The sequence below is a fragment of the Streptomyces atratus genome, from assembly GCF_014648655.1.
Classification (GTDB): Bacteria; Actinomycetota; Actinomycetes; order Streptomycetales; family Streptomycetaceae; genus Streptomyces; species Streptomyces atratus.
This window is the reverse complement of sequence record NZ_BMRN01000080.1, coordinates 1-18,538: the sequence shown is the minus strand read 5'-3', so window position 1 is coordinate 18,538 and position 18,538 is coordinate 1. Positions and strand designations below refer to the sequence as shown.

General features: G+C 69.8%; 16 protein-coding genes and 1 pseudogene. 12 read left to right on the top strand and 5 right to left on the bottom strand.

The features are described from left to right. The coding region (locus tag IEZ15_RS41305; protein WP_189282116.1) for an AAA family ATPase at nucleotides 1–1,998 on the bottom strand (1,998 nt) is incomplete at its 3' end. Nucleotides 1,999–2,609: 611 nt separating this feature from the next. Next, nucleotides 2,610–2,870 carry a hypothetical protein gene (locus IEZ15_RS41300; RefSeq protein WP_189282114.1) on the bottom strand — a complete coding sequence of 87 codons (261 nt, stop codon included), beginning with the start codon at nucleotides 2,868–2,870 and terminating at the stop codon, nucleotides 2,610–2,612. Between the two features lie 48 nt (nucleotides 2,871–2,918). Here IEZ15_RS41300 and IEZ15_RS47535 point away from each other — a divergent pair, with 48 nt between their 5' ends. The 5 genes from IEZ15_RS47535 to IEZ15_RS41275 all read left to right on the top strand — a co-directional run bounded on the left by IEZ15_RS47535 (nucleotide 2,919) and on the right by IEZ15_RS41275 (nucleotide 8,156). Continuing rightward, nucleotides 2,919–3,098 (top strand): RICIN domain-containing protein, encoded by a 180-nt coding sequence (locus IEZ15_RS47535; RefSeq protein ID WP_229846501.1) that lies wholly within the window; start codon nucleotides 2,919–2,921, stop codon nucleotides 3,096–3,098. A 494-nt stretch (nucleotides 3,099–3,592) separates the two neighbouring features. Further along, nucleotides 3,593–5,035, top strand: a complete 1,443-nt coding sequence (locus IEZ15_RS41290; protein ID WP_189282112.1) for an aldehyde dehydrogenase — start codon at nucleotides 3,593–3,595, stop codon at nucleotides 5,033–5,035. A gap of 235 nt (nucleotides 5,036–5,270) precedes the next feature. Further along, a complete protein-coding gene (locus tag IEZ15_RS41285) occupies nucleotides 5,271–5,576 on the top strand; it encodes an MMPL family transporter (RefSeq protein WP_189282115.1) in 306 nt (101 codons plus the stop codon). Next, a complete protein-coding gene (locus IEZ15_RS47530) occupies nucleotides 5,549–5,854 on the top strand; it encodes a hypothetical protein (RefSeq protein WP_189282111.1) in 306 nt (101 codons plus the stop codon). The genes IEZ15_RS41285 and IEZ15_RS47530 overlap by 28 nt, the downstream gene beginning before the upstream one ends. Nucleotides 5,855–5,924: 70 nt before the next feature. Next, the gene (locus IEZ15_RS41275; RefSeq protein WP_189282110.1) at nucleotides 5,925–8,156 is read left to right on the top strand and encodes an ATP-binding protein; all 2,232 of its coding nucleotides are present in this window, start codon (nucleotides 5,925–5,927) and stop codon (nucleotides 8,154–8,156) included. A 93-nt stretch (nucleotides 8,157–8,249) separates the two neighbouring features. On the opposite strand, the gene IEZ15_RS41270 is transcribed toward IEZ15_RS41275, so the two are convergent. Then, nucleotides 8,250–8,609, bottom strand: coding sequence for a hypothetical protein (locus IEZ15_RS41270; protein WP_189282109.1), 360 nt, complete (start codon nucleotides 8,607–8,609; stop codon nucleotides 8,250–8,252). Nucleotides 8,610–9,236: 627 nt separating this feature from the next. On the opposite strand from IEZ15_RS41270, the gene IEZ15_RS41265 reads away from it, so the two are divergent. From IEZ15_RS41265 to IEZ15_RS41250, 4 genes are all read left to right on the top strand, one after another. Continuing rightward, nucleotides 9,237–10,277: an alpha/beta fold hydrolase gene (locus IEZ15_RS41265; protein WP_189282108.1), complete on the top strand. Its 1,041-nt coding sequence runs from the start codon at nucleotides 9,237–9,239 to the stop codon at nucleotides 10,275–10,277. A gap of 191 nt (nucleotides 10,278–10,468) precedes the next feature. After that, the gene (locus IEZ15_RS41260) at nucleotides 10,469–10,732 is read left to right on the top strand and encodes a hypothetical protein (protein WP_308427506.1); all 264 of its coding nucleotides are present in this window, start codon (nucleotides 10,469–10,471) and stop codon (nucleotides 10,730–10,732) included. A gap of 66 nt (nucleotides 10,733–10,798) precedes the next feature. Beyond that, nucleotides 10,799–13,588, top strand: a complete 2,790-nt coding sequence (locus IEZ15_RS41255; protein ID WP_189282107.1) for a helix-turn-helix transcriptional regulator — start codon at nucleotides 10,799–10,801, stop codon at nucleotides 13,586–13,588. A 164-nt stretch (nucleotides 13,589–13,752) separates the two neighbouring features. Continuing rightward, entirely contained in the window at nucleotides 13,753–14,247 is a 495-nt protein-coding gene (locus tag IEZ15_RS41250; protein ID WP_189282106.1) for an SRPBCC family protein, read from the top strand. A gap of 161 nt (nucleotides 14,248–14,408) precedes the next feature. Here IEZ15_RS41250 and IEZ15_RS41245 read toward each other — a convergent pair whose 3' ends face one another. Further along, the gene (locus IEZ15_RS41245) at nucleotides 14,409–15,113 is read right to left on the bottom strand and encodes an alpha-galactosidase (RefSeq protein ID WP_373302748.1); all 705 of its coding nucleotides are present in this window, start codon (nucleotides 15,111–15,113) and stop codon (nucleotides 14,409–14,411) included. Between the two features lie 65 nt (nucleotides 15,114–15,178). Between IEZ15_RS41245 and IEZ15_RS41240 the strand changes: the two are divergent. Further along, nucleotides 15,179–15,517: pseudogene (locus IEZ15_RS41240) on the top strand (GDSL-type esterase/lipase family protein); the annotation flags it as partial. An 88-nt stretch (nucleotides 15,518–15,605) separates the two neighbouring features. Here IEZ15_RS41240 and IEZ15_RS41235 read toward each other — a convergent pair. Continuing rightward, complete coding sequence (locus IEZ15_RS41235; protein ID WP_189282105.1) at nucleotides 15,606–15,986, bottom strand: alpha/beta fold hydrolase; 381 nt, start codon at nucleotides 15,984–15,986, stop codon at nucleotides 15,606–15,608. 173 nt (nucleotides 15,987–16,159) lie between these two features. Between IEZ15_RS41235 and IEZ15_RS41230 the strand changes: the two genes are divergently transcribed. Together IEZ15_RS41230 and IEZ15_RS41225 are read left to right on the top strand one after the other, a co-directional pair. Further along, complete coding sequence (locus IEZ15_RS41230; RefSeq protein WP_189282104.1) at nucleotides 16,160–17,308, top strand: ParA family protein; 1,149 nt, start codon at nucleotides 16,160–16,162, stop codon at nucleotides 17,306–17,308. Continuing rightward, a complete protein-coding gene (locus IEZ15_RS41225; RefSeq protein WP_189282103.1) occupies nucleotides 17,305–18,309 on the top strand; it encodes a ParB/RepB/Spo0J family partition protein in 1,005 nt (334 codons plus the stop codon). The genes IEZ15_RS41230 and IEZ15_RS41225 overlap by 4 nt, the downstream gene beginning before the upstream one ends. Nucleotides 18,310–18,538 lie beyond the last annotated feature (229 nt).

Below are 18,538 nucleotides of genomic sequence, written 5' to 3'. Positions count from 1 at the left end.
GGGGCGGGACCAGGCGTCGACCATGGCCTGGAGCTCCCGGGCGCGTTCGGCCTGGCCGCGCAGCGCGGCCAGCTGGGCCAGATACGCACGGGTGTGATGGGCGAGCAACAGGTATCCGTGGGAGGTGGTGAGGTCCAGGCAGCGCTGTCCGGTGCGCTCGGCCTCGTCCCACTCACCGACCGTGATCTGGTCGAGCATGATCAGATGCAGCATCGTCATGCTGTTGCGTACGAAGCCCGTCTCGGCCTCGCGGTCCACGGTGCGCTGGAGGTGCGGCCGGTACTGGCTGAGTGTGTCCACGTGGTAGGCGGCGACCCCCAGCCGACTGATGTCCCAGGGCTCCATGTCCGCAAGGCCGGTGAACTCCCGTTCGACCCCTTCGCGCACACCGGCACCGTGCCGGACCACGTCGCCCCACGCGTCGCCGTAGATCATCGAGCGCGACGGGACCAGATCGCCCAGCGAGCCGAGAAGCGCGCGGGTCTCCTGCCACTGGGCCGGGTCACCGGCGTACTGGTCGATCGCCAGCAGCAGGTTCACCAGCCGCGCCAGATCTTCGGAGGCCTTGCGTGGCGTGCGGTGGCGCAGGCTCTCGATCGCCGCGACGACCTGGCGGTGCGAGTGCCTTACGTCCCCGTCCTCGAAGAGCGCCATGTAGGCCGAGGTGACCACGGACGCCGGGGACTCGTCCGTGCCCGGTGACCGGTCGGAGCGGGCGAGCCGCTGCGCCTGGTCGAAGAGCCCCGCGTGGCCCGCGGCGAAGGCCGCGTCGCCGAGTCTGCGGGAGCGGTCCTCGCGGTTCTCGCTCAGCTCTGCGGCCCGGGTCAGCCAAGTCACGGCGGCCACCGCGCTGCCGCGCCGGGTGGCGGAGTCGGCGGCCGCCTCCAGCGCGGCCGCGACCTCCTCGTCCGGGTCGACCGTCGCGGCCGCCAGATGTGTGGCCCGCCGCTCGACGTCGTCGCGGTGCACCCTGGCGAGGTCGGCATGGGCGGCCCGGCGCTGGTTGGGCGTGGCCGTCTGCACCACGGTGGAACGTACCAGCGGGTGCCGGAAGACGAAGTCGCCGCTGACCGGGTCGATCTCCAGCAGGCCGGCCGCCACCGCCTCGACGGCGTCGCGCACACGGTAGCGGCCCAGACTGTGCGCGGGCACGGTTCCCGGGGTCGCTCCGACACCGTCGAGGGCACCGCGCAGCAGCTCCGCACGGACGGCGTCGCCCAGCCTCCTGATACGTGTGCCGTATACGTGCTGAAGGCGCCGGGGCAGCGGCAGCGAGGCGTCGTGCAGTCCGAGGAACTCCGCCGCCGCGAGTTCCGCCTGCCCGGCGGGGACATGGGCGGGCAGTTCGAGCAGCGCCAGCGGGTTGCCCCGGGCCTGGTCCAGCACCAGACGGCGGACGGGTGTGTCCAGGCCCGGGTGGTGCAGGTCCAGAAGTCGCTGCGCGGCCTCCTGGGAGAGGGCCGTGACCGGCAGTTCCGGCAGGGCGGCGGTGTCGAAGCCCGACGCGACGTCCGAACGCAGCCCGACGACGAGCTTCACCGAGCTGCCCGTGAGCCGACGCCCCAAGAACCCGACCACCGCGACGCTGGAGGCGTCCAGCCACTGACCGTCGTCGAGGAGCAGCAGCAGCGGCCGGGTCGCGGAGGCCCGGGACAGCAGGTCCAGGACGGCGATGCCGAACGACATGACCGACGGCGGCTTTCCGCCGCTCCGCCCGAAGACCGTGTCGAACACCGTGCGGTGCACCTGGTCCAGGCAGTCGACGAAGGGCAGCAGAGGGTGCAGGAGCTGGTGCAGGCCGGCGAACGGAAGCCCGGACTCCGCCTCGACCCCGGCAGCCCGGACCACCTCGTTGCCCGCCCGCGCCGCCAGCTGGGCCACATGGTCGAGCAGGGCACTCTTGCCGACCCCCGTCTCCCCCCTGAGGACGAGGGACTGCCCTTCGGCGGCCGTCACGAACGCGGACAGCTGCCCCCGTTCACCGTCCCGGCCGATCATCGTCACGAGCGATTCCACGGCGCCCCACTCCCTTCACCACCGGACCAGCCTCGTGTGTCCACGGTCGAGCCTATGTGTGCGGGCTGCCGTTCTCGCGGTACAGGAAACCGTGAAACACATGTTCCGCTTGTTCCTGCTGAGCAGCGAGCGCCGAAAGCGGTGTATATCAGGGCAGTCAGCCGGACTTCCCGCTCCTGAGCCTCGGTCGTACCGCATACGCCGCACGCCTTCGTTACCTGCGAACCCGCCGCGCCGCCGACACCCGACCGGGCGCGATGCCGACACCGCCGTCGACGCCGGACGCCCGGCAGGTGAACGCGTGATCACATGTGAGATCGAAACACACACCTGTAGTGGATCACATATGACAGGGTGCGCGATGGCGAGTCGGCCGTCGCCCCGAGGGCGTCACGGCGGATGTTCTCGCCGGGCCGGTTCTCCCGTGTCGCGAGGACCGGGGCCAGGCCATCTCACCCGCCTCACTCCGGAGAGAGCATGCAAGGTCCGAGACGCCGGCGCGACGGCAGAAGAGCGACCACGGTCGCCGTCGCCGTCGGGCCTGACTCTGGCCTCCCCGTACGCCGTCGCGTAGCCCCTGGCCGCGCAAGCCGTCACGGGAGGGGCAGCACGGCGGACGGCAACCCGCTGATCATCTGGACGTGCAACAACGGTGATGTCGGCCAGAAGTGGAAGGTCCCGGCGGACGCGCCACGGGGCCGTCGGGTCGTGTCGCGGGTTACAACGGCAAGTGCGGCCGAGGTGGCGGGTCGTGCCACGGCGGCCGGTACGGTGATCCGGCTGAACGCGTGTGGTTCGGGTACGCAGCAGGTGTGGACGGCCGCGTCGGACGGGACGCTGCGTGCGTTGGGCAAGTGCGTGACGGTGGCCGGTGCTGCCACGGCGACGGTACGCAGGTGCAGTTGTCGGCACGCACGGGTGCGGCGTCGCAGAAGTGGGCGTCGCAGACGAACGGTTCGCTGGTCGCGACGGCGTCGGGCAAGTGTCTGGACGCGACCGGCCACAGCTCCGCCAACGACACCAGGCTCCAGATCTGGACCTGCGCCGCCGGCGCCGACCAGCTCTGGACCCTCCTGGTCTGACCTGTACCTTCATCGGCTTCGGGCCCGGCGGGAAACCCTCCCGCCGGGCCCGAAGTCATGCTGCCGCCCCGATCCGCGTCTCATGACGCTCCGTTGCCATGCAGAAATGTGTCGACCACCACGCCGGCAGCCTGCGCGGGGCCGAGGTGTGTCTGCCGGTGTGCCGCCAGGTTCACCAGCTCGGGCAGCAGCGGCCCTGTCCATCCCTCCGGCTGGTCCCGGCGCAGAAGGGGCGAAGCACCGGTAGACGGTGCGCCGGTCCACTCCCGCCTCGGCGGCGATGCTCGCGCCGGGGTCGGCGGCGAGCATGCGCGCCCCGGTGGTCAGGACGGCTTCCAGGTTGCGTGCTGCGTCGGCTCTCATTTCTCAAGAGCAACTTCAGCGGGGAGGATCAGAGATCTATCACCACTCATGTGTGTATCTAATGAAGGAAAGTGCTACATTGGAGTGACACTTTAGGGCCTCGTCCGAGAGAACCGAAAGAGAGAAAGCACATGATCACCTACGACCGGCTTTTCATCGGAGGCTCTTGGGTGGCGCCGAGTGACCCGGGCCTGCTCGACATCACCTCGCCGCACGACCGGTCGGTGATCGGCCGCGTGGCACAGGCGCAGTCGGCGGACGTCGACCGCGCGCTTGCCGCGGCACGGGCGTCGTTCGAGGCGGGCGTGTGGCGGCTGACCCCGTCGGCGGAGCGGATCGCGGTCCTGCGGCGGTTCAACGCGCTGCGCGAGGAGAACGCGGAGAAGGCCGCGCACCTCATCTCGATGGAGAACGGTTCGGCGGGCTGGTTCACCCGGGCCGGACAGCCCGGTCTGACCCGGCAAGCGAACGCCTACCTCAAGGCGGCGGAGGAGTTCGGCTGGGAGGAGATCCTGGTGCCCTCCGACCCGGCGTCCCCGGTGCGCAGTGTGGTGCGCCGTGAGGCGGTCGGGGTCGTGGCGGCCGTGATCCCGTGGAACTCGCCGTTCTCCTCAGCCACTTCGAAGATCATCCCGGCTCTGCTCGCCGGCAACTCCGTGGTCCTCAAGGTGTCCCCGGAGAACTCGCTGAGCATGGGCTTCCTGGCCGAACTGCTGGAGCGGGTGGGCCTGCCCGAGGGCGTGATCAGCGTCCTGCCCGCGGACCGGGAGACCAGTGAGTACCTGGTGTCGCACCCCGAGGTCGACAAGATCGCGTTCACCGGTTCGACGCGGGCCGGCCGCCGCATCGCCTCCATCGCGGGGGAGCAGCTCAAGCGGGTCAGTCTGGAGCTGGGCGGCAAGTCCGCCGCCGTCATCCTGCCGGACGCCGACATCGACAAGGCCGTCGCGGGCCTGAAGTTCGGCTCCCTGCTCAACAACGGCGAGTCGTGCATCGCCCAGACCAGGATCCTCGCGCCGCGCGGCCGGTACGAGGAGGTCGTCACGGCGCTGAAGGAACTGGTCGAGTCGTTGAAGGTGGGCGATCCGAACGACCCCGACACCTTTATCGGCCCGATGATCCGCCCCGACCAGCAGCAGCGGGTGCGCAGCTACATCCAGCTCGGCATCGAGGAGGGCGCCCGCCTGGTCACGGGCGGCCCGCAGATCCCCGAGGGCCTGGAGAAGGGCAACTACGTCATGCCCACCGTCTTCGCCGACGTCGACAACTCGATGCGCATCGCGCAGGAGGAGATCTTCGGCCCGGTTCTGGTCGTCATCGCCTACGACGACGAGGACGACGCCGTCCGCATCGCCAACGACTCCGAGTACGGCCTTTCCGGCGGCGTCTGGTCCGCCGACGAGGCCCACGCCCTGGCCGTCGCCCGTCGCATCCGCACCGGCACCGTCACCGTCAACGGTGCCTCCGTCGCCTTCGACGGCCCGTTCGGCGGCTTCAAGGCCAGCGGCATCGGCCGCGAGTACGGCGCGGTCGGCCTCGGCACCTACACCGAGTACAAGACCATCACCGTCTGACCACCGCAGGGCCCGGCTGCACCGGCTGTACGGACGCACCACACGACACACGACGATCCGCCGCCGGCGGCAGATGGCTCGCGCCGACGTCGTAGGAGACGTCGAGCGTGACGGAACGGAACCGGCCCCGGTGACAGCGGCCAGGTGCGACGGAGTGACCGTCACCTCGGTCCGCCGCTCGGCCTTCCCGGACAGGTCCGTGGCCACCGCGTAGTCCAGCTGCACCGCCCTCGGCATCGACCACGCCCTCTTCCTCGTCGTCCGCTTCCGCGCCGCGCTCGCCCGCCACGGCGACTCGGTCCGGGCGGCGGGCGAGACCATGGACACCGCGGGCAAGGTGGTGGCGCTGTCCGGACTGACCGTCCTGGTCAGCCTGTCGGCCGTCATGCTCGTGCCCGCAGCTGCCTTCCGGTCCATGGCCCTGGGCATGGCGAGCTGTTCAACAACTCCTTCGCCTCGGTCTCTCCCGACCACCAGCGGCTGGTCTCGGGCGAGTTCGGGGTCCAGAAGCGGTTGCAGGTCTTCCCCGCACCGCTGCTGAAAAAGTCCACCCCCTCGGACGGCGGCGACCTTCCGCAGGCGGGGGAGATCACGCTCGACCGGCCGGTCATGGACATCCAGGGCTGCGACTTCTTCTCGGCACAGCGCCTGGTGTGCGACGCCGACCAGGGCGAGGTCCTCCAGGTCGACCTGGACCGCGCGCCGGACGGTGAGCGGGGGAGAGCGCCTCGCCTGACGTTCGCATCTCGCGCCTTCCTCCGTCACGGATTCACCATGCGAGATGGCTTTTTAACGCTCAATCCAGAACTGTTACCTTGACGCCGTTTCCGAAGCAGCGGCGCCGGCTCCCACAAACGTGTCGGTACGCGGCCCGGCGGGGTGGGTGGGGATGGACGAGAAGACCTTCGGTCGGCTGCTGCGCGAGGCGCGGCAACGTGCGCTGTTCACGTTGGAGCGCCTCGCCGAGGTGTCCGGCGTGAGTGTGCGGGCCATCAGCGACATGGAACGTGGCCAGAGCCTGCCGCGGCAGGCGACTCTGCGCGAGCTGATGGACGCCCTGGGACTGGACGAGGACGAACGGCGTCGCCTCGTGCGGGCGTCCACGCGGTCCGCCAGGCAGGTGCCCCGGCAGCTGCCCCCCGATCTGGCCGTCTTCCGCGGCCGCGAGGAGGCGCTGACGGCCGTCCACGCAATCACCTCACAGGTCGCCGCACGGTGCGGACATGTCGTCATCGCCGCGGTCGGCGGGATGGCAGGCGTGGGCAAGACCACCCTGGCGGTGCACTGGGCCCATCAGGTGGCGGAACATTTCCCCGACGGTCAGCTGTATGTGAACCTGCGTGGGTTCGAGAACTCCGGACGGCCCCTGGACCCCGGCGAGGCCCTGGCCGGGTTTCTCGGCGCGCTCGGGGTGCCCAGCAGCGACATACCGCGCGGCACCGAGGAACGCAGCGCCCTGTTCCGTGAGCAGGCCGCGTCCCGTCAGCTCATCGTCGTACTCGACAACGCGCGGGACGCGGACCAGGCCAGGCCGCTGCTGCCCGCCGCGCCCGGGTGCCTGACGATCCTCACCTCACGCAGCCGGCTGCCCGCTCTGGCCACGGCCGAGGGCGCCTCGCTGATCAGTCTGGACGTGTGGACACAGCCGGAGGCCGTCGCCGCGCTCGCCGCCAGGATCGGTGCGAAGCGGTGCCGGGCGGAGCCCGCGGACGCCGCCCGTCTGGTCGAGCTGTGCGGACACCTGCCGCTGGCGATCGCCGTCGTCGGAGCGCAGCTGAGCGCGGAACCGCGGATGCCGTTGCGTCTCGCAGCCCGCGAACTGGCCGAGGCCCGGCTGGACACCCTGTCGGCCGGTGACCGGCGGGCCGACGTCCGTGCCGTCTTCTCCTGGTCGTACCGGGCCCTGACACCTGACACGGCACGTTTCTTCCGGTATCTGGCCCTCCACCCCGGGCCGGCCGTGTCCGCCGAGGCCGCCGCCTCGCTGGCGGGCGCGGAGATGACGGTGGCCCGCCGACACCTGGGCGAACTGACCTCGGCCAGCCTGCTGTCGCGGGACGCCGACGGGCAGTACATGCTGCACGACCTGGTGCGGGCCTACGGCACCGAACTTGCCGAGCAGGAACAGGACGACCGCTCCGCCGCTGAGACACGTCTGCTGGACTACCTGCGACACAACGCCCACGCGGCCAACCACTTCCTCGACAACCGGCGCGGGATCGAGCCGACCGGACCGCCCGTCCCCGGAGCGGTGCGTGTCGCCATCGGCAACCGCGAGGAGGCGCTGGACTGGTTCGGCCAGGAGGAGCCGACCGTCGCGGCCGCGCTGCGCTCCCTGGACGATCCGCGGCTGCTGCGCCACCGCATGCACCTCACACTCGACTGGCAGACCTACTTCGCGGTCATGGGCCGCTGGGCCGAGGAGATGACGATCCAGCGCATCGGCCTCGACGTGGCCCTCGTGCTGGACGAACCGGTCGCCGTCACCAGGAACTGCGCGGGCCTGGCGAGCGCGCTGGCCCGGACCGGGCACGTCGACGAGGCCGATGAGCACGTCGACCTGATCCTGCGGCAACTGCACCGGCTGTCCCCGGCAGAGCGGGCCTTCGCCGAGCGGAGCGTCGGCTGGGTGCGTTCCCGTCAGGAGCGTTACACCGAGGCTCTGGACCACTCCGAGAGGGCGCTGGCGCTGTTCCGCACACTCGGTGACAGCGGTGCCGTGGGCCGTGAACTCAACGCGGTGGGTTGGTACCGGGCCATGCTCGGCGACCACCGGGCGGCGGTCGCCAGCTGCGAGGAGGCGATCCCCCTGCTGCGGGAGTCCGGCAACCGCCGCGACGAGGCCGCGACCTGGGACAGCCTCGGCTACGCCCGGCACTGCCTGGGCGATCTCGACGCCGCGATCGCCGACTACCGGACGTCGTTGCGGTTGTACGAGGAGGTCCTGGACCCGTACAACCAGGCCGAGGTGTTCGGCCACCTCGCCACGGTCCAGCTGGAACGGGGAGGGCACGCCCAGGCGCGGGAGAGCTGGATCAGGGCGGCCGACCTGCTGAAGGCGATCGACAGCCCGCGCGCCGCAGAGGTGCGCGCCAAGGCGGAGTCCCTGCCGCAGCCGTGAGCGGACCGGCCGATCCGGAACCGAGACCGTCGTGGCCCGGCCGGGACGATCGTCCCGGCCGGGCCACGACGGGACAGTGACACGCGCGGGTTGTCAGAGTGTGACCACCCGGTAGCTCAGCGTCGCCCGGGGGAGGTCGGTCTGAGTCAGCGAGCCGCTGCGCCACGGGGGAGCGCCGGCGCAGCCGGCCCCGGGGTAGAGCTCCAGGGACGCGGAGCCGGAGGCGATCTGGACCGAGAGGGCCGCCTTCGACAGCGTGTGACACGTGCCGAAGTCGTCGAGATCGACCGTTGTCACCGTCCCGGTTCCGGTCGTGCCCGAGTAGAGGTACGCGCCCTCCTGCAACGGAGGCCAGCCGGCGGCGTACGCCGCCCCGGCGCCGAGGCCGATCAGGGCCGCGGCCATGGTCGCGGCAGCGGCTGCGCTACGGAGTCTCGCCTTGGGTGTGAACATGCAATCCACCCTTTCCTGTGTGTGACGACGTCGGGGGCGGCGTCGTCACGACTGGTTTCGTTCGATGCGGCCGGCAGCAGACTCTTGCACATTCAAGCATGTGTCGGGCAGTGCAAATCTGGCCACATACATGTGTGTCGGCCTGTCCGTGGGGTGCGCGCGGATGTCACGCCGGTCGGCTGGCGGCCTGGTCCGACGCTCCCGCTGGGGTGTCACCCTGGGAACGCGCGGTGGAGACACCCGAGTTCAGACGAACCGTGTGTCGGCGCGGATGGGGAGACCTTCACGCGGGTGCCCGCGGCCCGCCCCCTCGACGGGAGCGGGCACCCTTGTGGCCGTACAGGAGAACCGTCAGGCCCCTGGGCCGAGGCGGAGCCGCCGTCGGCAGGATCCACTTCTGCTGTTCCGAGCCGCCGCAGGTCCAGATCTGCAGCTTGGTGCCGTTGGCGCAGCCGGCACCGGTGGCGTCCGGACAGCGTGTTGACGAGGCTGCTGTCGGCGCCCGTCCGCTGCCTCCTTGACAGGAGCATCTGGCACGTGAATTCTCATAACCTGCTAGAGCGGTGACTCACTGTGGACGTGTGTACATGTGATGCGCACACTCCGGAACGAACGCGAGGACGTGACGTGATCAGCAGGCGGAGACTGACCCAGGCTGTGACGGCGGCTGCGGCGACGGGAGCGGCCGGTCTTTCCGGGGCCGGCCAGGCGTCGGCGCTCACGGGGGTGGCGGCCGCCACGGCCCCGACCGGGAGGGGGGCGCACGGCCTGGGGCCGGTGCGCCACACCCGTACCGACGTGCTGGACATCGCCTATCACGACGTGGGTCCGGCTGACGGCACACCTGTGATCCTGCTGCACGGCTGGCCGTTCAGTCCTGTCGGCGCCTACGCCGAAGTGGCGCCCGCGCTCGCCCGGCGCGGGTACCGCTGCTACATCCCCTACCTGCGTGGCCACGGAGAGACCCGGTTCCTCCACGCGGACACCTTCCGCTCCGGTCAGCAGGCGGCGCTCGGCGCGGACCTGATCGCCTTCATGGATGCGCTCCGCGTTCCCCGGGCGCTGTTCGCCGGATACGACTGGGGCGGGCGGGCCGGTGACGTCGCCGCGGCGCTGTGGCCCGAGCGCTGCACCGGCCTGGTCTCCGTGAACGGCTATCTCATCCAGAACCTCGCCATCGCGCAGGAGCCGCTGGCCCCCGCGATCGAGTCGGGCTACTGGTACTTCTTCTACTTCCTCACCGAGCGGGGGCAGAAGGGGCTGCGCCGGAACCGGGAGGACCTGGCGCGTGTTGTCTGGCGCCGCAACTCGCCCGAATGGCGGTTCACCGAGGCCGAGTTCGCGCAGGCGGCGGAGTTGTGGACCAACCCGGACTACGTCGACGTGGTGATCCACAGCTACCGTCACCGCCTGGCCGCCGCCCCGGGCGCTCCCCGTTACGCGGACCTGGAGAAGCGGCTGCTGGATCAGCCCAGGATCGCCGTCCCCGCCGTCACGCTGGACGGACAGGCCGACGGCGTCATCCCGTGGACCGACGGAAGCGGCTACGCCATCCACTTCGCGGGCCCCTGGACGCACCACGTCGTCCCGGGCGCCGGCCACAACCTCCCCCAGGAGCAGCCGGGGGCGTTCACCGACGCGATCCTCGAAGTCGACGCCATGGGGTGACCCTCGCCCGGACCACTGGAACCCGGCACGGGCCTCCACGGTATGACGTGGAGGCCCGTGCCGGGTTCCGGGCGGGCTCATGACCCACCAGCACGTCACCATCTTGACAGGTGATGCATGAGGATGCAGGCTGATGGTCGTCCGAGCGACGAGCAGGACGCGATCCACGATCGGCGAAGTGGAGAACGGCCATGAACAAGCAACTCACCACGGATGCCGCGGCGGAGATACGGCACGCGAAGCACGGCAGGATTCCCGGGCACATCCGGCTCGAGGTCATGTCCGAAGAAGTGGAGGCCGCGCCGGGCCGTGAGGTGAACGCCTCGTACAACCCCGAAGGCTCGTGGAACCACTACTCGCGCCTGGCCCTCGACCTGGGACACACCGGCTCGGTCCGCAGGGGTGGTCCGTACGCCGAGACGGATGATTCCGTACGCTACAGAGCCAAGTGTTGACATGGCTCGATTCGATGTACAGCACCGCAGCCCGGTTTCATCTCAGCCCTTGGAGACAGCAGCCCGATGAACGACCTGGACCGCCCGGCCGGTCCTGCCTCAGCGCGACTGATCGGGCGGGACGAGGACCTGGAGTTCATACGGTCCCACTTCAACGGTTCCGCCATTCACGGAGCGGCCCTGCTGCTGTCCGGCGAGGCCGGCATAGGCAAGACCGCGCTGCTCGACGCGGTGGCGGCGGAAGCACGGCGCGAGGGCACGCGCGTGCTGCGGGCGAGCGGGGTGCAGTTCGAGGCGGACATCAGCTACGCCGGACTCAACCAACTGCTCGTGCCACTGTTCGACTCCTTCGACCGGCTGGACCCCAGCCATCGCGACGCCCTGCGCGTCGCGGTGGGCATCGGCAGCGGTCCCCCTCCCAACCGCCTTCTGACGTCCACCGCGGCCCTGCTGCTGCTGCGTCAGATCGCCGCCGACACTCCGCTGCTGGTCGTCATCGACGACCTGCCGTGGCTGGACCGCGCCACCACGTCGGTACTGGGCTTCGTGGCCCGGCGGCTCATCGGCAGCCGCATCAGCTTCCTCGCGGCCTCCCGCGTCACCTCCGACGGCTTCTTCGAGGCGAGCGGCCTCACCGAACACCGGCTGCAACCGCTGGACGACAGGTCGTCGTCCGAACTGCTCGCCCACACCCACCCCGGAATGTCCCGCGCCGTGCGACGTCGTATCGCGGCGGAGGCACACGGAAACCCGCTCGCGCTCGCGGAGCTGCCCGCCGCCCTGGACAGCGAACAGCGCACGGCACAGGTGGCGGTGCCCTCGGTACTGCCCCTCAGCGAGCGCCTCCAGCAACTGTTCGTCTCCCGGGTGGCCGATCTGCCGGCCCCGAGCCGGGAGCTGCTGCTGATCGCGGCGCTGGAGGGCACCGGCGACCTCACCGTGCTCGAGGCGGCCGCGGCCGGCCGTCCCGTCATCGACATGCTCGAGTCCGCGGAGCGCGACCGGCTGGTTGCGATCTCGGGCCCGTCCCGGCGGCTGTCCTTCCGGCATCCGCTGATCGGTTCCGCAGTGGTGGCGACGGCGACGGCAGCCGACCGCCGCAGAGCGCACCAGGCGCTCGCCGCCGCGCTCACCGACCAGCCCGAGCGCCGCGCGTGGCACCTCGGAGAGGCGGCGCTGGGCCCGGACGAGACGGTCGCCGACCTCCTGGAACAGGCCGCCCGGCTGCGCCTGAGGCGCGGGGACGCCCTGGGCGCGGTGGCGGCGCTCACCCGTGCCGCGGGGCTCAGCCCGGTGCCGGCCGACGAGAGCCGCCGCCTGGCGGAGGCCGCCTACATCGGCACCGACGCCGGCGGCGAACTGGCGGACGCCTCGCGCCTGCTGGCCGGGGCCAGACGGGCCGACCCCACCGCCCAGGAGTCGCTGCACGCGGCAGCGGCATCCGCCCTCCTCCTGATCAACGAGGACGGTGACATCACCACCGCGCACCGACTGCTGGTCGGCGCGATCGAGGCCGGAGGGCACCGCTACGACGCATCCGACGACGCCCTCATCGAAGCCCTGTTCACCCTGATCACACTGTGCTGGTACAGCGGTGATCCACAGAAGTGGCCGCCGCTGTTCCGAGCGCTGGAGCGGCTGACCCCGCAAGCACCCGACCTGCTGTGGGCGTGCGCGCAGACCTTCGCCGACCCGGCCCGCACCGGGCACCGGGCACTGGGCGTCCTCGACGCACTGCTGGCCGACATCGGCCAGGACCCGACCCGCGTCATCCGCATCAGCACCTGCGCGGTGTACACGGAACGGCTGACGGCCTCGCGTAAGGCGTCCCTCCACCTGGTCGAACAGGGCCGCGCGGGTACCGCGCCCGTGAGCAGACATCTGGCTGCGCTGGTGCACCTGAGCCTGGATTACTACTGCGCGGGCCGCTGGGACGAAGCTGTGCAACTGGCCGGGGAGGGGCGCGTCCTGTGCGAGGAGTACGACTACCCCTTCTTCGCCTGCAAGCTCCAGTTCGTGCAGGCGCTCGTGGCCGCGGCCCGGGGTGACACGGAGACGAGCACAGCCCTGTCCGAGGAGATCGTCAGCTGGGCCGTCCCCCGCGGCGCCCACGGGGCCCGGGTCCTGGCCTGGCATGCCGGCGGGCTGGCCGCGCTCGGCAGCGGCGACTTCGAGGCCGCCTACCGGCATGCCGCCGCACTGAGCCCGCCCGGAACCCTCGCGCCGTTTCTTCCGCAGGCCATGGCCGGCGCGCTGGACCTGGTGGAGGCCGCCGTCAGAACCGGACGGGCCGCCGAAGCCGCCGCACACGCGGCGGCCATGCGGGAATCCGTGATGGCCGAGCTCTCGTTGCGCCTCCACATGCTTGTGCTGGCCTGCCAGGCCCTGACCACACCCGGCGATGACGCCTTCGCCCTCTTCGACCAGGCACTGTCCCTGGCCGAGCCCGGGGACTGGCCCTTCGACGTGGCACGGGTACGCCTCTTCTACGGAGAACGCCTGCGGCGCCGGCGCGTGACCAGGGAAGCCCGCAAGCAGTTGGTCCAGGCATTGACGGCGTTCGAGAAGCTCGGGGCCACACCGTGGGTGACACGTGCCACGGCCGAACTCCGCGCGAGCGGCCACGGGGCGGCGGCCCTCGCACAGCCGGGAAAGGGCCCGCTGACCGCTCAGGAGCGGGAGATCGCGACGCTGGCGGCCACCGGCCTGACCAACAAGCAGATCGCCGAGCGGCTGTTCCTGTCGCACCGGACCATCGGCACTCACCTGTACCAGATCTACCCCAAGCTCGGCATCAACTCACGAGCCGCGCTGCGCGACGCCCTGGCCGCTCTCGACCTGGAGGGCGTCGGCTGAGGGGACACCGGCTGAGAGGACCCGACGGCCGCGCAGTCATATGACGTATGCAAGATTGTGTGTCCACCAGCACACTGAGCGGAGGAACGCCCCTTGGCTGTCGTGCCACCGACGCCGTCGGTAGCCGTACCTGAAGTCGAACAGCAGCGTGAAAGAGAAGTCGAATGCACGACCCCTCGGACAGCCATCCGGAGATCCACTGGCCATCCGGTTTCTCACCCGAGAACGCCCACAGCTTCCACCGGGCACAGGCCGTTGTGCCCGGTCCGCCGGAACGGATTTTCCACCTGCTCACCGACGTGGCGAGCTGGACGGGTTGGGTTCCGGAGTGCGAGGAAGTGAGCACCGACACCTTCACCCAGACCTTTGACGTGCGCTGGGCCGGATACCGGTTCGAGGTCTTCGTGGGGGAGCATGTGCCGCCCCGCCGGCTCGGCTGGCTGGGAATCGGTGCCGGTGTACAGCTGTACCAGGCGTGGCTGCTCACCGAGGTCGAGGGCGGCACGCAGGTGGTGGTCGAGAACGCGGTCCGTGCCGGCGCTCCCAAGGCGGTCGACACGTTGTCCCGCGCGTGGGGACAGCGCCTGAACGAGCTGTGGCTCGCCCAGCACGCCAAGATGTTGCAGACCCTTCCAGGCCAGGGCCGGGAGATCCGATAGTCGTGCCCCGCCTCGCCTCCTGGCTGCTCGTACCCGGCGGAAAGCCCCGGACCGTGCAGAGTGAGGAGACGGCCGAAGAACGCGTCGCCGAGCTCGTCGACCAGCACAACTGACCTCCCGGGCCTCCGCGTGCCGGTGGTCGGTCGCCGGGCCGGCGCGGGCTACGCCCCGCCCTCCGCCACCCGGACCAGATGCACGGCGGCGCTGGCCCAGTCACCAGGTGGCAGGGCGGGGCGGTATCCGTATCCGGTGAGCACGCCGGCGTGGTGGACGCGCCCGGTGGCGGCGTCGCGGTAGCGGGTGTCGGGAGTGAGGCCGCCCAACCGCATCGGCAGGCTCGGCACGCCGTGGCGCGGGCCGCGCTGCCAGGCCGGTACCAGGCTCTCGGCGCCGTCCTCGGCCACGTACTGCACCACGGTCGGCTTCTCGCCGTGCGGTCCGGACAGCCGGTACTGGACGCCGTACTGGACGAGATGGCGCACCTTCTTGTATTCGCCCACCAGCTCCGCGCCCAGCGCCACCTCTTCCTCCGACCAGCGGGTCAGATCGCCGCCGATGCCCAGCAGCCCCGACATCGCGACATGGAAGCGGAAACGCAGCGGCACGGTGCGTCCGGTCAACTGGTTCGGTACGTCCGTCACCCACGCGGACATCACCCGCGCCGGGTGGAGCCGGCTGCAGCCGTGCTGGATGACCAGGCGGTCGACGGCGTCGGTGTTGTCCGACACCCACGCCCGGTCGGTGCGCCCGAGGATGCCGAGGTCGACGCGCCCGCCGCCACCGCTGCACGTCTCGATCCGCAGGGCGGGTGATCGGCGCGCAGCCGGTCCAGCACCCGGTACAGACTGGCCACGTACCCCGTCCACAGCCGGTCGTTGCCGTCGGCCGGGGCGGGCCAGCCGGCCTCGCTGAACGCACGGTTCATGTTCCACTTGAGGCGGGCTACAGGCAGGTCATCCTGCGGGCGCACACGGCTGGAAAGCGCGTGATCGGCGCCACCGTGGGCCCGTTCAAGGGCTGGTCCGAGTGGGATCCGGCGGCCGAGTCGGTCCGGCAGGAGGTCAATGCCTTCGTCCGGGACAGCGGGGAGTTCGACGCCGTCACCGACTTCGACCACATCCTGCGCAGCCCCTACGACCCCGAACGCGTCCTGCCGTTCTTCGACAACGGCGACCATCTGCACCCCAACGACAAGGGCATGCAGGCACTGGCCGAAGCCGTGGAGCTGGCGGCCCTCGACTGCGTGGGAGGCCCGCACACCACCGGCTGAACCGCCGGCCGGTGCGACGCCACTGTGCCCGGACGCCTTCTGTCGTCCGGGAGGGCGCCCACGCCTGGCCATGTCCCGGCAGGCCTGGTCAGGCCGGCTTCTCAAGGAAGGCGGAGCGCACCTTCAAGGTCTGCCCCAAATCCTCGAAGACGGGGGCGTGTCCGCCCGTGACCGTGGCTGGCCGTGCGCCCAGGATGCCGTCGGCGAGTTCCACCGAGTGCTCGGGAGCGACGAACCGGTCGCCCGAGGCCGCGACGACCAGGGACAGGTCGTCGCGGACGTCCATACCGAGGGTGAAGGCGATCTGTTCCGTGCTACCGAAGGCGGGCGCGCCCAACTGCTCGACGATCTGCAGCACGACCTCCGGCGGGAGCGCGGCCGGACACTCCTCGGAGAGGGACAGCGAGGTGAGGAACGTACCCAGGTCTGGTACGTCGGGGCGCAATCTCGTGCTTACACGTACCTGCATGAGACCGGAGCTCTCCCGAATGCGCCCACACATGACCAGGGCGCCCCAGCCGTACATGCCTACAGAAGAGCGGGACTGCCTGGACATCGCAGAGACAGGCACAACTGCACCCGCAACTCGCGCTCTGATCGGGGGTCACACAGCACGCACCGTGAAGTTAGTAAGCTGACCTCATGGTTACCCCAAACCCCACTGGAGACAGAGAGAAGGTCGTCTCCAAACTGCCCTCCTGGCTGCGCCAGGACCTCAAGGTTCGTGCCGCCGAACTCGGAATTGACATCCAAGACGCCGTCTCAGCCGGCATCTCGGCCTGGCGTGCAGCTTTGGACGGCCACTCCCCTGTCGACACGTCAGGGTCTGCATCGTTCTCGACCTGGCTTCCCTCAGGTCAATGGGATGAACTCAAGGACACCTGCACCGAGCGAGGAATCCCCTTCGTTCAAGGGCTCGCCCAGTCCGTCCAGACGTGGATGGGTGCTCACCCCTCCCCCAGGTATCGCCCCGTGACGGGTATCTGCCAGCGCAAGGTGGTCATAAACCAGAAGGGCGGGGTCGGGAAGACAGCCGTGGCAGCTGGTGTGGCCCAGGCTTTGGCCGAGGACGGCATGCGCGTGCTGCTCGTCGACTACGACCCTCAAGGGCACCTGAGCGATCAGCTCGGTGTCGAGCAGCTCCCCCCTGGCACCGACAGCTTGGTGCTGCACATGTGCGGCGAAAGCAAGGGGGACGTGCGGGACTTGGTTGTCACGATCGAGTCGTCACGCTTCGAGAAGCGCCTGCATGTCCTGCCTGCCTGCCCTGACGGGTTCCTCCTTGACGCCAAGATCGCAGTATCGCGCATGCGCAACAAAGAAGCTGCGCTGGAGCGGGCCCTGCAGCCGTTGGAGAAGGACTACGACGCCATCGTCATCGACTGCCCACCCAGCCTCGGGATGGCAACCGATGCGGCCATCTACTACGGCCGACGTCGGCAAGGCGAAGGCGAAGGCATCTCCGGCATGGTCATCCCGGTCCTCGCGGAGGACTCCTCGGCCACGGCCTACACCATGCTCGCCGAGCAGATCGAATCACTGCGTGACGATCTCCGCCTCGAGATCGAGTACCTCGGGCTCGTCGTCAACCTGTATGACAGCCGACGTGGCTACGTAGCAACATCCTCCCTCAAAGCGTGGCGCAACCTCGGAGACCCGCGAGTCCTCGCCGTCATCGGAGATCTCAAAGAGCAGCGCGAAGCCGTACGGAAGCGCATGCCGCTGCTGGCGTACGCCCCGCACAGCGACCAGTCAGAGATCATGCGGCAGATCGCAAGGGAGATCTCATGAGCTCCAAGAAGATCCAGCTCGGCGCTTCGTCCTCCTTCGCGCGAGCCGGCCAGGCCCGCAGCATTCGTCGACAGCTGACGGACGCAGCCTTCGGAGTGAGCGTTCCCAACGAGCTGCCGCTCGGCGAGATCAGTGACAATCCGGATAACCCACGAGAAAGCCTGGGCGACGTATCCGGGATGACCGCGAGCCTTATCGAGATCGGACAGATTCAGGCAATCACTGTGGCGTCAGTCGACGCCTACCTGCGGGACCGTCCGGAGCGTGCATCCGAACTGGACCCGGGAGCTGAGTACGTCGTAGTGGACGGTCATCGCCGTCTCGCCGGCGCCCGCGCAGCTGGTCTGCCAACGATAAAGGTCACCGTCGACGACGCGCGCGTCACCACGGACGAAGCCCTGCTGGAAGCCGCGTTCGTCGCGAACGCCCAGCGGGAGAACCTGTCCGACCTGGAGGAAGCGCAGGCTTTGAAGACCCTGGTTGCCTTCTACGGATCACAGCACAAGGCTGCGCGACGACTTGGGGTAACCCAGCCCTACATCTCACAGCGCCTGTCCCTCCTGGAGCTCGTACCCGAACTCCAGGCCGATCTGGAGGCCGGTCGCCGAAAGGTCGAGCACGTACGCGGACTCGCCAAACTCTCTCCGGAGGAGCAGCGCAGCACGGCAGATGCCCGAGCCCAGCAGGCCGCACTGAAGAAGCAGAGCCGTAAGGCACCAGTCGCACGCTCCCTCACCGATAACGGCGTTATCGGTGAGGGAGAGCAGACGGCGAGGCGGGGCGAGGGATCAGCCGCTGATCACGGCGTTATCAGCGGGGGACTACCGGAGCAGCAGCCCAGTAGCGGTCAGCTCAGTGATAACGGCGTAATCAGTCCGGCCGCAGGAGGGTCTTCTCTCCACGTTCCGTGGCACAGCCCACAAGCACTCGACCGGCTGGCCCGCGAACACATGACTGTCGAGGACCGGCGCACCCTCGCGAAGCTGCTTGCTCAGGAATGATCGCGGATCCGAGCGTCCCTGTTCTCCCACACCGGCACGACAGGGACGTCTGTGATGCCAGGGTCTGTCTCCGGAGCTCCAAGCAGAAGAGCCGCAGGGTGCCTCTGCGTAACACGTCTCAGAAGGGGGAACGCGGGTGGCCGCGATGCAGCTGACACGCACCCACCGAATACTCATCGGGCTCGTGGTCGCCGGTGCGGTGCTCATCGCCGCGATCGGTTTCGCTGGT